The organism is Marinobacter suaedae (assembly GCF_030519635.1).
GTDB classification, from domain to species: domain Bacteria; phylum Pseudomonadota; class Gammaproteobacteria; order Pseudomonadales; family Oleiphilaceae; genus Marinobacter; species Marinobacter suaedae.
In genome coordinates this window covers 99,936-113,943 of the sequence record NZ_JAUMIS010000003.1, presented here as the reverse complement: position 1 = coordinate 113,943, position 14,008 = coordinate 99,936, and the positions used below count along the sequence as shown (strand labels likewise).

Sequence of the window (14,008 nt, the reverse complement as noted above, 5' to 3'; positions counted from 1 at the left end):
GGCAAAATCGTGCCCTGTCCGAACAGACCGCGCATCTTACTTGCAATCCCCCCTTCAGGCAAGCAGCCCGGGGCTCTGAGCGCCGTTCAACGGTGGTTTTGCGCACCAAACGGCAGTTCTCAAGGGTACGCAAATACCACAATCTACGGGAAGATCGAGTGTCATCCACCGCACGCATTGCCCTGAACCGCCCAATTCGCCAATTATTCGACTACACCGTTCCGGTGGAACTCCAACTGCAACCGGGACAGAGAGTTCACGTACCTTTCGGTCGCCAAAAGATCACTGGCATTGTTGTGGAAACAGGATCCAAACCTCCTGCGGGCATAACTTTGAAGCCCGTATCGTACGCATTGGAGGACTGGCCAGCCCTTCCAGCGGAAACTTTCCGCCTATTAAGCTGGGCCAGCGATTACTACCAGCATCCACTGGGCGAATGCCTGTTTACCGCCTTGCCGCCAGCCCTTCGACGGGGTCAGCCTGCCGAGGAAAAACCCGAGATTTGCTGGCGCGCAACGTCCGCTTCCCCGGAACTGCCAGCAAATGCGCACAAACAAAAGGCACTTCTCACCTTGTTGCAGGAGCACCCTGAAGGTCTGTCAATGAGCGCCATCACCAAAGCTGGCTACACACAACAACAACTGAAGAGCCTCGCCGGCAAGGGACTGGCCGAATCACTAATACGGAAACCGGAACCGGCCTCCCATACGGCAGATTCGGACGTCACCACAGGACCCACGCTGTCGCCTGCGCAGGAAAAAGCAGCTGAACAGCTAGTTGAAGGCGAGAACGGGTTTAACCCCTGCCTGCTATTCGGCATCACCGGCAGCGGTAAAACGGAAATCTACCTTGATTACCTGACGAAAAACCTGGCAAGGGACAAGCAAGCACTGGTTCTCGTTCCGGAAATCAATCTTACGCCCCAGACGGTCGCCCGTTTCCAGCGTTACTTTGGCGCCCGCATTGCTGTGTGGCATTCCGCGCTGAACGACAGGGAACGCCTTGAGACCTGGCTAAAAATAAGAAACGGTGAGCCGATCATACTGATAGGCACCCGATCGGCCGCCCTTCTTCCTTTCACGCAACTCAGTGCAATCATTGTCGATGAGGAACACGACAGTTCCTACAAACAGGGCGACGGCTTCCGCTACTCGGCCCGGGACGTGGCCGTCTACCGAGCACACCTGAACCAGTGCCCGATTATTCTTGGCTCCGCCACGCCCTCCCTCGAATCCCTGAACAATGCAAAGCAGGGAAAATACAAACTGGTGCGGCTTGAGGAACGGGCAAAAAACGCTGCGCCACCCTCACTGAGCCTGCTCGACATACGCAGCCGGCCTCTCGAAGGAGGCCTCTCTCGCCCGGCTATCTCAGCCATCCAGCAAGCGCTGAACAAAGGAGAACAGGCACTGGTTTTCGTCAATCGCCGGGGGTTTGCGCCAGTGATGATGTGCTTCGATTGTGGACACACCGTCGAATGCCCTCGCTGCGACACCCGCCTGACCTACCATCGACGCGACCGCGCCATGCGCTGCCACCACTGTGATTACCAGACGGCGGCAACCGAAGCCTGTCCGGAGTGCCAGAGCGAGGCCTTTAAACCCGTGGGGCAAGGCACCGAGCGAACGGAGGACATACTTGGTGAGGCGTTTCCGGATACCCCGGTGGTTCGCGTGGATCGGGACAGCACCCAGCGAAAAGGCAGTATCCAGGCGATCCTGAAACAGGTGAACAAGGGCGACCCCTGCATTCTTGTCGGAACCCAGATGCTGGCAAAAGGCCATGACTTTCCGAACGTGACACTGGTCGTTGTTGTAAATGCGGATGGCGGGCTTTTCAGTGTGGACTTTCGCGCCCCCGAGCAGCTGATCCAGACCCTTCTACAAGTGAGCGGACGAGCAGGCCGCGGCGCAAAACCAGGCGAAGTACTGATCCAGACGTGCCATAGCGACCACCCCTTGCTGAAAGCCCTGTGCCGAGGCAACTACCTGGAAATCGCCGATCAACTGCTGGCCGAACGGGAGTCCGGTCTGCTCCCCCCTTTTCGAGCGATGGCCATCCTTCGAGCCGAAGGCAACACCATGGAGCAAAGCCTGCAGTTCCTGGACTCGGTCAAGCCTATGACCCAGAGGCCCGGCATCGAAACCTGGGGACCATTGCCCGCTCTCATCGCTCGCCGTGCGGATCGCCATCGGGCCCAGCTGATTATAAATTCAGGCAGCCGGAAATCTTTGAACTATCTGCTTAGACAAATTTGCCAACACCTTGACCAAATGCCTATGCGCCCCCGAACCCGGTGGATGATTGATGTTGATCCATTGGAGTCGGGGTGACAGTAACCAGCAAATTTTTAATATTTAACAGTATTTTACAGATTGCCAGCGCTCATGCGTAGGCACCCCTTTCCCTTACGCGTAAGATCATTCTCGGCTGGCAAGTGCCCTCTCACTTGAAGGACCTTATATGCGATCTCGTGCAGGGGATCCGCATCATGATGTTACTTGCTGTAAACGGAAATCGGAGTGTCATAATGAAAAAACAATTCCTTGCGCGTGCATCAGCCATATTATTGGCTGCCTCACTATCTGCTTGCGGGGGTGGGGAAAACTCGAATCCATTAGCTGGCTCACCAAACGGCGACAGCAGTACCGGATCGGCGACAAATCAGGCCTCGACTGAGGCTGGATCGATAGACCTCGTCGCCAGCCCCATCCGTATATACTCATCCGACAGTGCCCGCTCCTCAATCACAGCACGGGTTAAAGATTCAAACGGCGTACTTTTAGAAGGTGTCCTTGTAAACTTTAGCACTGCAAATGGTGGAACTCTTGAGGTTACCCAAAGCGAAACTGACCAAGCGGGAGTTGCGTCCGCCACCCTAATGACGGCGGGAGACTATAGAAACCGCACCATCCAGGTTTCTGCCCAAAGCGGTTCTGTAACCAATAACGTCAACATCGAGATCACAGGAACCGAAATCGCTATTAACGCGCCTTCTTCTGTTTCTCTGGGGAGCACAACCTCGATTCAAATCAATTTGTCTGATTCCGAGGGTAATGGCATCCCAAACCAGCCAGTTAACATCACGAGCACTCTTGGCAATCTATCCGCCACCTCATTGACAACGAATGCAAATGGAGTGGTAACCGCAGACCTAAGCAGCGGCTCTACAAGTGGGACTGCCACAATTACAGCCACCGCATTTTCGGGAGACAGTACATTATCGACCTCCCAAAACATTGAGATATCGTCCGATCGTTTTGGCTTCAGCACTCCGACAAATAATGCTGAGATCAACATCGGCACGACCCAAGAACTAGCTCTCGAATGGATCGTAGATGGCACCCCAATTGCGGACGGCACCGAAGTTCAGTTTTCCACATCACGAGGCACATTGACTCCGGCGAACGGCACAGTCACTACATCTGGCGGTATTGCTCGCATTGACATAAGTTCAGACAACGCAGGCCTCGCAACTGTAACCGCGTCGGAAACAAATGGCCTGTCCACGGACCTCTCCCTTGAGTTCGTAGCAACCAATCCCGACGAAATCAGTCTACAAGCCACGAAAACACAACTTGATCTTGGAGCCTCGAGCGAAATCATCGCTGTCATTCGCGACGCCAACAACAATCTCGTAAAAAACCAAGATGTGACCTTCCGCATCGTGACAGACGGCAGTGGAGGCTACCTAGCAACGAGTCGAGACACTACTGATTCACAAGGCAGGGCCTCAACGGTATACCAAGCAGGATCAAATACGAGCGGCAGAGACGGCGTTATTATCGAAGCCACGGTAGCGGGTTCAATTACAGACTCGGTGACCATAACAGTAGCGCGCCAGGCATTACGGCTTGCTGTTGGAACAGGGAACCAAATCGAAGAACCTGACTCCGTGCGTTATCGCAAGGACTATGTTGCGATTGTAACTGACGCAAACGGTGCACCTATTGAGGGTGCAGAAATCGAATTGAGCGTTCTCCCAGTTGGATACGCTAAAGGCAGTTACGAAGCCGTCGATAACAAATGGAGAATCCCAAATTCTGTATACTGTCCAGCTGAAGATGCCAATAGAGATGGCCAGCTTGATGCCGGAGAGGACATCAACTCAAACGGCACACTAGAACCGACTAACTCTGCCGCCACCAGCGCACCATTCATTACTACTAGCGCTGACGGCTCAGCAGATTTCTCATTGCTTTACCCACAGAGTCACTGCAACTGGGTTGGAGTAGAGCTTACCGCTACCGTAAGAGTCGGCGGCTCTGAGAGCGTCGAAAAATCAGAATTCTTTCTCTCGTGCCTTGCCTCCGATTTAAACAATACCAACATTATCCCCCCGGGTGGTACCGAAGGACTGTACGGAAGCGAATTAGACTGTACATCACCATACTAAAAAAAAGCCCCGCACTCGCGGGGCTTTTTACGATTTGAGTCCCTTCCTCCTTTCCGCGATAATAGCCGCCTTCAATTCTTAACCGGCCTCCCAGCCATGTTTTCCACCCTTCCAGCCAACCGAGTCATCCGACAGCATGAAAGAGACCGTTTCCGATCTGCTCCAGTCCGCACTGGCCGCGCTTCAGTCTGAAGGCACTCTGCCAGCCGACCAGACATTTACCCCGCAAGTAGGCAACACCAAGGACAAATCCCACGGTGACTACGCCTGCAACATTGCACTGGTCGCCGCGAAGGCTGCAGGTTGTCCGCCACGAAAACTTGCCGAGGAACTGGTGGCACGATTGCCTGACAGTTCAGCGGTTGAAAAGGTGGAGATTGCCGGACCGGGCTTCATCAACTTTTTCATGAGTACCGCCAGCGCGTTTGAAATTGTCGGCACCATTCTGGAGCGGGCGGAACAGTTTGGCCGAAACGAACACGGCAAAGGCGAGAAAGTTCAGGTGGAATTTGTCTCTGCCAACCCGACGGGGCCTCTGCACGTTGGCCATGGTCGCGGTGCCGCCATTGGCGACTGCCTGTGCCGGCTTTTGGAAGCCAATGGCTACGACGTCACCCGCGAGTTCTATTACAACGACGCCGGTGCCCAGATCAATAACCTGGCGCTGTCCGTTCAGGCCCGGGTAAAAGGCCTGACGCCGGAGCACGAAAGCTGGCCCGCTGATGGCTACCGGGGTGACTACATTATCGACGTGGCCAAATCCTATCTGGCTGGTGAGAAAATCGATGCCGACGATCGTCATGTGATCGGCAAGGCCGATCCGGAAGACCTCGATGCCATTCGGGACTTTGCCGTTGCCTACCTGCGTCGTGAGCAGGATCTCGACCTGAAGGCCTTCGGCGTTCATTTCGATGTCTATTTCCTCGAGTCATCACTGTATAAGGACGGCAAAGTGGAAGCAGCCGTCGAGCGCCTGAACGAGAACGGATACACCTACGAAAGTGAAGGCGCCATTTGGCTGAAAACCACCGAATTCGGTGATGACAAAGACCGCGTCATGCGCAAGAAGGACGGCGGCTACACCTACTTCCTGCCAGACGTGGCATACCATCTGGATAAATGGCAGCGCGGCTTCAGCACTGTCATCAACGAACAGGGTGCCGACCACCACTCGACCGTGACCCGAGTGCGGGCCGGGCTTCAGGCCCTGAAAGCCGACATCCCGCAAGGATGGCCGGACTACGTCCTGCACCAGATGGTGATGGTCACCCGCTCCGGCCAGGAAGTAAAAATTTCCAAGCGTGCTGGCAGCTACGTGACCGTACGTGATCTTATTGACGAAGTAGGCCGGGATGCGACCCGTTTCTTCCTGGCCGCCCGCCGTGTGGATTCGCAGCTCACCTTCGACATTGACCTCGCCCGGTCCCAGACCAACGAGAACCCGGTCTACTACATCCAGTATGCCCATGCTCGGATCTGCAGCGTCCTGCGTAAGCTGGCAGACGACGGCGTAGAGCGCGGACGTAACGAATGCGTTGGCGACCTGTCACTTCTGACTCTGGATGAAGAGAAAGAGTTGGCTAATCAGCTGGCCAAGTTCCCGGAACTGATTGCCAACTCCGCCGCCCAGCGGGAACCCCATCACCTGACGCACTACCTGCGTGACCTGGCGGGACAGTTCCACACTTACTACAACGCTCACAAAGTTCTGGTAGAAGACTCGGCGCTAAGGGACGCCCGTGTTAGTCTGTACCTGGCCATCCGCCAGGTCATTGCCAATGGCCTAGACCTGCTTGGCGTAAGCGCACCAGAAGAGATGTAACTGTTTGCCATGGCAAGAGATTATGCCCGGAAGTACCGGACGGCATCGCCCTCAGCAACGCAAAAAAAGAAACCCGCCAAGCCCTCGCGCCAGCCTAAAAAGCAGCCGAGGGCCGCGGCGCCAACCAAAAACCAGAGAGGGGGATTGTCTGTGAAGTGGATTCTGTCCCTGGCCGCAGTCGGCGGGTTTATCGGATTCATCGTCTACCTGAACTCTTTGCCGTCCGGCCAATCTGCGAACAACGTTCCTCAGCAGGCAGAGCAACCCGCCACCAAGGTGGTCACGCCGCCCCAGAACACCGCCAAGGCAGAAGAAGAGAAGAAGCCCGGGTTTCGCTTCTATGAAATGCTGCCGGAATCGGAAGTCGTTCCCCCAAAGGTGGAGGAATACACTCCCGGCCCGGCCAAGCAGGACTTCGACTACCTGGTGCAATCCGGCTCATTCCGCAGCAAGGCCGATGCGGAGCGCCAGCGAGCCCAGATTGCTTTCCAGGGCCTGCGTGCTCAGGTTCAGCGTATTGATCTGGACAACGGCTCAACCTGGTACCGGGTCAATGTGGGCCCCTTTGTCTCTCGCAGCCAGATGAACTCAGCCATCGACAAGCTGGTATCCATCAACATAGAACCGCTGGTTCGCAAGATCCCGAAAAAGGGCTGACCTAACATTCGCCAGGGATGGCTGCGAGCCTGTCGGGCCATAGGCAGTGAACGCCAGAGCCGGTGGCCCGATACCCACTTGAATTCTTCCCGCCTGCCTCCATAGTGCCTTGATACCGATTTTAATCAGGCAATTGGAGCCCAAATGACTACCATACTTTCGGTCCGACGTGATGACGAAGTTGCCATGGGAGGCGACGGCCAGGTCTCACTGGGCAATACCGTCATGAAAGGAAACGCACGCAAGGTCCGTCGACTCTACAACGGAAAGGTGCTTGCCGGATTTGCCGGTGGCACCGCTGATGCATTTACGCTCTTCGAACGTTTCGAAGCCCAGCTGGAAAAGCATCAAGGCAATCTCACCCGAGCCGCCGTTGAACTGGCCAAAGACTGGCGAACGGACCGGGCACTGCGTCGCCTGGAAGCCCTTCTGGCAGTCGCTGATGAGACGGCCTCCCTCATCATTACCGGGAACGGAGATGTCATCGAGCCCGAACAGGGCCTGATTGCCATTGGCTCCGGCGGCCCCTACGCCCAGGCATCCGCCCGGGCGCTTCTGGAAAACACCGATTTACCAGCCCATGAGATCGTCGAGAAAGGCCTGAACATTGCGGCGGATATCTGTGTTTATACCAACCACAATCGCACCCTCGAAGTGCTGCCTACTAACGACTGATCCGGAGCGACCATGGCTGGAATGACACCCCGCGAGATTGTTCACGAACTCAACAAACACATCGTAGGCCAGGAAGAAGCCAAACGGGCAGTCGCCATCGCGCTGCGGAACCGCTGGCGCCGGATGCAGCTGGATAACAGCCTGCGAGACGAAATCACCCCCAAGAATATCCTGATGATCGGCCCAACGGGCGTCGGTAAAACCGAGATCGCCCGCCGACTGGCCAAGCTGGCCGATGCCCCGTTTTTGAAAGTCGAGGCCACCAAGTTTACCGAGGTTGGTTACGTTGGCCGGGATGTGGAGTCCATCATCCGGGACCTGGCGGATGCAGCTATAAAGATGCTGCGCGAGCAGGAGATGAAGCGCCACGAGAACCGCGCTCTGGATGCGGCTGAGGAGCGCATCCTCGACGCCCTGCTGCCACCACCCAGGGACTTTAACGAAGACAGCCAGAAGCCGGCCGACTCTGCCACCCGGCAGATGTTCCGCAAAAAGCTGCGGGAAGGCGACCTGGACGACAAGGACATCGAAATTGACCTGAGCGCCAGCTCCGCAGGCGTCGAGATCATGGCGCCTCCCGGCATGGAGGAGATGACCAGCCAGCTCCAGAGCATGTTCTCCAACCTGTCTTCCGAAAAGCGCAAGACCCGGAAGATGAAGGTGGCAGATGCCTTACGCCGGGTGAAAGACGAAGAAGCGGCGAAGCTGGTGAACGAGGAAGAAATCAAGCAGAAGGCCATTCAGGCGGTCGAGCAGAATGGCATCGTCTTCATCGATGAGATCGACAAAGTCGCCAAGCGCTCGGAAAACACCTCCTCGGATGTATCTCGTGAAGGCGTTCAGCGCGACCTGCTCCCTCTGATTGAGGGCAGCACGGTGAGCACAAAATACGGTTCCGTGCGCACGGATCACATTCTGTTTATCGCCTCCGGCGCGTTCCACCTGTCAAAACCGTCGGACCTGATTCCCGAGCTACAGGGCCGCTTGCCGATTCGGGTCGAGCTTCAGGCGCTTACTCCGGATGACTTCAAGCGCATACTGACTGAGCCGGATGCGTCACTCGTGGAGCAGTACGAAGCGCTGATGGGCACCGAAGGGGTTAAGCTCACGTTCAGTGAGGATGCCATCGCCCGAATTGCCGAGGTGGCCTGCAAGGTTAACGAAACCACCGAAAACATCGGTGCTCGCCGCCTGCATACCGTGCTGGAACGCCTGCTGGAAAGTTTGTCCTTCGATGCGGGCGACAAGGTCACCGAGACATTTGAAGTGACCTCTGCCTATGTAAATGAAAAGCTTGGGGAGTTGGCCGAGGACGAAGATCTGAGCCGCTATATTCTCTAACCAAGGCTGCCGGGGTTCGCGAATCTACCGAACCCCCGGCTGCTTAATTCACTGGGCCTTACTGAATAGATGGCTGACGTTTTCAAAGCGGGACGCCAGCCTGCCCTTCTCAGCCTTTTTCTTCCTGCCTTTGGCCACGTATAGCGGCAACATTTCGCCATACAGACTGGTACTGATGGTGCGCTGCTCATCCTCCAGCCGATCACGACGCAGGCTGATTCCGTATTTGGCCAGGCGCGGCTCCAGTTCATCTGCACGCTTGAGCAGATCACGACGAGTCATCTGGTAAGCGTGTTCGCACACCATTCTTCGGGATTGGAAACTGAACACGTTGGAGAAGAAGAGCTTCGCGTCGTCCCGGGTGGGTTCAAAGAGCAAGATGTCCTTGTCTGGATAGTCGCGGGCGTATTGGGCAATGCCCGATTGCATACGCGAATACACCATGGTCCGGAACATTTGTGACAGCAGGTTAGGCATCCCCGCCCGGGTCAGTTCGCCGGGCTTCATAGAGCCGGCACGGACAGCGGCACTGGCGTCTATCGGCACCTGAGGATTTACCGCGAACACCAGATCCGCACCGTCTTCAAAGGCGACCGAGGCATGCAACCCCTTCCGAAGTGTACCGTCCACGTAATAGCGGCCATCAATGTCGACCGGCACATACAGTCCGGGCGAGGCCGTACTGGCCTGAATGGCCTTTGAAATAGGCACGTGATCGAAGCCCGGCGCTCCGAAACAGACCGCGTCGGTGCTTTCCACGTCGGCAGCCACAATGTACAAGCTCCGTTTCAGTTCCCTGAAATCATTAGTCCGGCCCAGCATGGTGAAGGCGCGCTTCAGGTAATCGTGCAACCCTTCATTATCGAACAGTCCTGACGGCGCTGCCTGGGCGAGAATCGTCATCGCTTCCAGCAGGCTCTGGTCATACGGGTTGTTCACGAACCGCTGAAGAGCGGTAGACACAAGGCCTGGCACGGCCAGCAGACGACGACCTATCTCACGAAATGCCGGACGATAGAAAACCTCTGGGTGGAACGGATGTACTTCCGCTTCGTTCCGGACGAAAATCCGGCACAGCTGAGCGGTGGTCATCTGGTTGGCGAGATTCGCCGCCACGAAAGAGCCCGCGTTGACGCCCACATACACATCAATGTTGTTGAAATCGAGACCATCAAGGGCTTCATCGAGCGCCCGCAAGGCGCCGATCTCGTATATGCCGCCCAGCGGGCCACCACCACCTAGGGCGAGTCCGACACGAGGAGCGGTTTTCAGATCGGTTGGCGCTGTCATGGTTCTTCCTATTCCGATTGGCAACATGGGAATGGCCCTTGTTAGACCTACCCTATTCCAAACTACCAGCAGGATTTAGAGTCCTCACCCTATATTCATTCAAATACAGCCCGTTGGCTCAAGAGGCCGCTCGTTCTGCGTAGGCCGTACTGTTCGTCTTTCCTGGCCGGAGATAACGGCCAAATCCAGCGTTGCGAAGGGCCAGGTCCACACAACTTTTGATGACGTGAGGCGAATCCAGGAGCAACACATCCTCCAGCAGCTGCATGGCCCACTCACGACTGACACTGCGAATCACCGACTTGACCTTCGGCAGACTCGCGGCGTTCATCGACAGGGAGTCGTAGCCCATCGCCATCAGCAGGAGGGCGCCACCCGGGTCACCCGCCAATTCGCCACAAATACCAGCCGGCTTGCCCACCACATGGGCATCCTGGGCGATTCGAACAAGCGCCTGAAGCACCGCCGGATGGTAGGAATGGTATAGCTGGGCCACCCGGGGGTTGTTACGGTCGACCGCCAGCAAATACTGGGTCAAATCGTTGGAGCCTACCGACAGGAAGTCCACCCGTTCGGCCAGTTCACGGATCTGGTACACCGCCGCCGGCACTTCCACCATCACGCCAACTTTCGGCATGTGAATGTCATAGCCCTCTTCCCGGACCTCATGATAAACCCGGTAAATCAGGTGCAGCGACTCTTCCACCTCCGAGACATTGCTGATCATCGGTAACATGATCTGCAGGTTATTCAGGCCCTCACTGGCTTTCAGCATGGCACGAACCTGCACCAGGAAGATTTCCGGGTGATCGAGCGTGACCCGAATGCCACGCCAACCCAGGAAAGGGTTTTCTTCCTGAATAGGGAAATAGGTCAGGGATTTATCACCGCCAATGTCTAAGGTCCGCATGGTTACGGGATTTGGCGCAAAAGCCTCGAGCTGTTCCCGGTAATACTCGCGCTGCTCCTGTTCCGACGGGAAGCGGTCCTTGATCATAAAGGGCACTTCGGTGCGGTACAGCCCAATGCCTTCGGCACCGTGCGACAGGGAACGGACCACATCGGTCATCAAGCCGGTGTTCACCAGCAGCGACACCCGGTGATGATCAATCGTCTCGCAGGGCTGATCCCGAAGAGCTTCCAGCCCGCGGATCAGCTCATCTTCTTCTTCACAAATGGCCTGGTAAAACGCGCGCAGATCATCCGAGGGCGAGGCAAAAATCTGGCCTTCAAAGCCATCAACAACCAGTTCCTTGCCGTCCAGTTGATTGACGGGGATATCCACCAGTCCCATCACGGTAGGTACGCCCATGGCCCGGGCCAGAATGGCGACGTGAGAGTTACTGGAGCCCTTGACCGAAACAAGCCCGACCAACTGGCCTTTCGGCACCTCCCCCAGCATCGCAGGAGTCAGCTCTTCGCTGACCAGCACCGTACGTTCCGGGTATTCGAGTTGTTCCTGCCCGCGCTCCTGAAGGTGGGACAAAAGCCTGCGACCAAGGTCCCGGATATCCACCGCCCGCTCCTGCAGGTAATGATCATCCATCATCTCGAAGTGGCGCACGTACTGCTGAACGACCTGCTTCAGGGCCCCCTGAGCCCAGATTCCTTCGCGGATTTTGTTCGTCACCTCGCCGGGCAGGGCGTCATCACCGAGCATTCTCAGATAGACGTCGAATAATGCCTGCTCCTCGGGCCTGAGCTGTGAGGCCAGGCGCTCGGCGACCCGTTCGATGTCATCCCGAACAGCCTTTACCGCTGACTGGAACAGAACAACTTCCTGTTCAACATCCTCTGGCACTTTTTCCGGAACGGCGTCCAGGTCGGCTGAAGGGTAAACCACGACACTCTGGCCGATCGCGACGCCCGGAGCGCCTGGCACACCGTTGAAACTGACGTCCCGGGCCTCTTCACCGGTCAGGGAAAGACCGCTGATCACACCGGTGGCTTCACTGTGAGCAATCACGCCCGCCAACTGGGCCGACACAGTCACCAGGAAGGCTTCTTCACCCTCATCGAAGGTTCGTGTGTTCTCCCGCTGCTGAACAACCAGAACCCCCAGTACACGGCGGTGGTGGATGATGGGAACACCCAGGAAGGACCGGAAACGTTCTTCACCGGTTTCCGGGAAATAGCGGTATCGGGGATGAGACGGCGCATCTTCCAGGTTGATCGGCTCTTCGCGGGAACCAACCAGGCCAACCAGGCCCTCGGAATAAGCCAGGGTGACCTGCCCTACCGCATCTGGATAGAGCCCCTCGGTGGCCATCAGGATATATCGATTGGTTGCCGGGTCCAGCAGGTAAACAGAGCACACTTCGGTGCCCATGGCATTCTGCACACGCGAGACGATGATATCCAGCGCCTCCTGGAGATCCCGGGCGCTGTTCACCTCTTGTACAAGACTTCGCAATATGCTCAGCATGCGCGTTTAGTCCGTCACCGTCTGGGGCTCCCGGGCTCGTCGAGTCTGTTCGCGCCGCTGCCACTGTTCCATCTCATGGAACAAGCGGGGAGCCAGCTCCCTCAGCGCCCGCCGGTAGACTTCACGTTTGAACGAGACAACCTGCCCCAATGGATACCAGTAGCTAACCCACTGCCATCCATCGAATTCCGGCGAATCGGTTCCGTCCACGCAAACCCGCGCGTCCGGCGACAGCATCCTCAACAGGAACCATTTTTGTTTTTGGCCGACACAGACGGGATGCGAGTTATGACGCACCATCCGCTTTGGCAGCCGATACCTGAGCCAGCCCCGCGTACAGCTGATGATTTCCACATCGCTGGCAGCAAGACCGATTTCTTCTCCGAGCTCCCGGTATAATGCTTCCTCCGGCGATTCGTTGGCATTGATTCCGCCCTGAGGAAACTGCCAGGCATCCTGCCCGACACGCCTAGCCCACAGCACTTCACCCCTGTGGTTGGCCAAAATGATTCCGACGTTGGGTCTGAAACCGTCTGAATCTATCACGGCACAGTCCTCTTATAAGTCGGTCGGGCAGTTCATATTTCGAACGGCCACAATTATCCAAGTTGTTTTCATTCTTGCAGAAACGCACGGCCACAGCAAACGGAGCTGTGCACGTTCGGCCATGGTAGACTAGCCGCTTTCCAAGACACGGTTTGCGCTCCGGAGGTAAAAAGTTGACGCTCGCTATCTTTGATCTCGATAACACCCTGCTGGCGGGAGACAGCGATCACGCCTGGGGCGAATTTCTGGTGGAAGAAGGCATCGTTGATCCCGAGGAGTACCGCAAGGCCAACGATCGCTTCTATCAGGAATACCTGAACGGCGAACTGGACATCCTTCGCTATCTGAGCTTTGCCCTTCAGCCACTGGCAAAGCACGAAATGTCACAGCTCCTGGCGTGGCGCGATCAGTTCATGGAGAAGAAAGTTCGCCCGATGATGCAGCGTAAAGCGGGTGAGCTGCTGGATACTCACCGCACCCTGGGCCACACCCTGATGATCATCACCGCCACCAACCACTTTGTGACAGAGCCTATTGCTGCCGAGCTGGGGATAGAGCACCTGATTGCGACTGAACCGGAATTGAAGGATGGGCGGTACACGGGCCAGGTCGCCGGCACACCCAGCTTCCAGGATGGCAAGGTTTCCCGGCTGAACCACTGGCTGGCGGATACTGGAGAGAGTCTGGACGGCGCCTGGTTCTTCAGCGATTCCCATAACGATGTGCCACTGCTTGAAGCTGTGGACAATCCCGTCGCTGTGGACCCGGACCCGACCCTGGAATCACTGGCGCGGAAAAGAAACTGGAAGATCCTGTCGCTAAGAGACTGACAGGCACTTGAGGGAATCCGACCAGC

The 14,008-nt window shown here is 56.6% G+C and carries 10 protein-coding genes; 7 read left to right on the top strand and 3 right to left on the bottom strand.

The annotated features are described in order from the left end of the window. Positions 1-158: 158 nt before the first annotated feature. From QVZ43_RS16080 to hslU, 6 genes are all read left to right on the top strand, one after another. On the top strand, positions 159-2,333 hold the full coding sequence (locus QVZ43_RS16080; protein WP_302910731.1) for a primosomal protein N': 2,175 nt from the start codon (positions 159-161) through the stop codon (positions 2,331-2,333). Between the two features lie 158 nt (positions 2,334-2,491). Continuing rightward, positions 2,492-4,396, top strand: a complete 1,905-nt coding sequence (locus QVZ43_RS16075; protein ID WP_302910730.1) for an Ig-like domain-containing protein — start codon at positions 2,492-2,494, stop codon at positions 4,394-4,396. Positions 4,397-4,532: 136 nt separating this feature from the next. Then, a complete protein-coding gene (gene argS / locus QVZ43_RS16070) occupies positions 4,533-6,218 on the top strand; it encodes an arginine--tRNA ligase (RefSeq protein ID WP_302910729.1) in 1,686 nt (561 codons plus the stop codon). Between the two features lie 9 nt (positions 6,219-6,227). Beyond that, the gene (locus QVZ43_RS16065) at positions 6,228-6,875 is read left to right on the top strand and encodes an SPOR domain-containing protein (RefSeq protein ID WP_302910728.1); all 648 of its coding nucleotides are present in this window, start codon (positions 6,228-6,230) and stop codon (positions 6,873-6,875) included. Positions 6,876-7,019: 144 nt separating this feature from the next. Further along, positions 7,020-7,550 carry an ATP-dependent protease subunit HslV gene (gene hslV / locus QVZ43_RS16060; RefSeq protein WP_223795670.1) on the top strand — a complete coding sequence of 177 codons (531 nt, stop codon included), beginning with the start codon at positions 7,020-7,022 and terminating at the stop codon, positions 7,548-7,550. Between the two features lie 12 nt (positions 7,551-7,562). Then, positions 7,563-8,891 (top strand): ATP-dependent protease ATPase subunit HslU, encoded by a 1,329-nt coding sequence (gene hslU, locus QVZ43_RS16055; RefSeq protein WP_302910727.1) that lies wholly within the window; start codon positions 7,563-7,565, stop codon positions 8,889-8,891. 48 nt (positions 8,892-8,939) lie between these two features. Here hslU and QVZ43_RS16050 read toward each other — a convergent pair whose 3' ends face one another. The 3 genes from QVZ43_RS16050 to QVZ43_RS16040 form a co-directional block, all read right to left on the bottom strand. Next, positions 8,940-10,181 (bottom strand): patatin-like phospholipase family protein, encoded by a 1,242-nt coding sequence (locus tag QVZ43_RS16050; RefSeq protein WP_302910726.1) that lies wholly within the window; start codon positions 10,179-10,181, stop codon positions 8,940-8,942. A gap of 118 nt (positions 10,182-10,299) precedes the next feature. Next, complete coding sequence (gene ptsP / locus QVZ43_RS16045) at positions 10,300-12,606, bottom strand: phosphoenolpyruvate--protein phosphotransferase (protein WP_302910725.1); 2,307 nt, start codon at positions 12,604-12,606, stop codon at positions 10,300-10,302. A gap of 6 nt (positions 12,607-12,612) precedes the next feature. After that, the gene (locus QVZ43_RS16040; RefSeq protein ID WP_223795674.1) at positions 12,613-13,152 is read right to left on the bottom strand and encodes an RNA pyrophosphohydrolase; all 540 of its coding nucleotides are present in this window, start codon (positions 13,150-13,152) and stop codon (positions 12,613-12,615) included. 173 nt (positions 13,153-13,325) lie between these two features. On the opposite strand from QVZ43_RS16040, the gene QVZ43_RS16035 reads away from it, so the two are divergent. Next, complete coding sequence (locus tag QVZ43_RS16035) at positions 13,326-13,982, top strand: histidinol-phosphatase (RefSeq protein ID WP_302910724.1); 657 nt, start codon at positions 13,326-13,328, stop codon at positions 13,980-13,982. Positions 13,983-14,008: the final 26 nt, after the last annotated feature.

Bases quoted from the DNA above. Each gene is read 5' to 3' on its own strand.
- QVZ43_RS16065 (WP_302910728.1), top strand. From the start codon at position 6,228: ATGGCAAGAGATTATGCCCGGAAGTACCGGACGGCATCGCCCTCAGCA.
- hslV (WP_223795670.1), top strand. From the start codon at position 7,020: ATGACTACCATACTTTCGGTCCGACGTGATGACGAAGTTGCCATGGGA.
- argS (WP_302910729.1), top strand. From the start codon at position 4,533: ATGAAAGAGACCGTTTCCGATCTGCTCCAGTCCGCACTGGCCGCGCTT.
- QVZ43_RS16050 (WP_302910726.1), bottom strand. From the start codon at position 10,181: ATGACAGCGCCAACCGATCTGAAAACCGCTCCTCGTGTCGGACTCGCC.
- ptsP (WP_302910725.1), bottom strand. From the start codon at position 12,606: ATGCTGAGCATATTGCGAAGTCTTGTACAAGAGGTGAACAGCGCCCGG.
- hslU (WP_302910727.1), top strand. From the start codon at position 7,563: ATGGCTGGAATGACACCCCGCGAGATTGTTCACGAACTCAACAAACAC.
- QVZ43_RS16075 (WP_302910730.1), top strand. From the start codon at position 2,492: ATGATGTTACTTGCTGTAAACGGAAATCGGAGTGTCATAATGAAAAAA.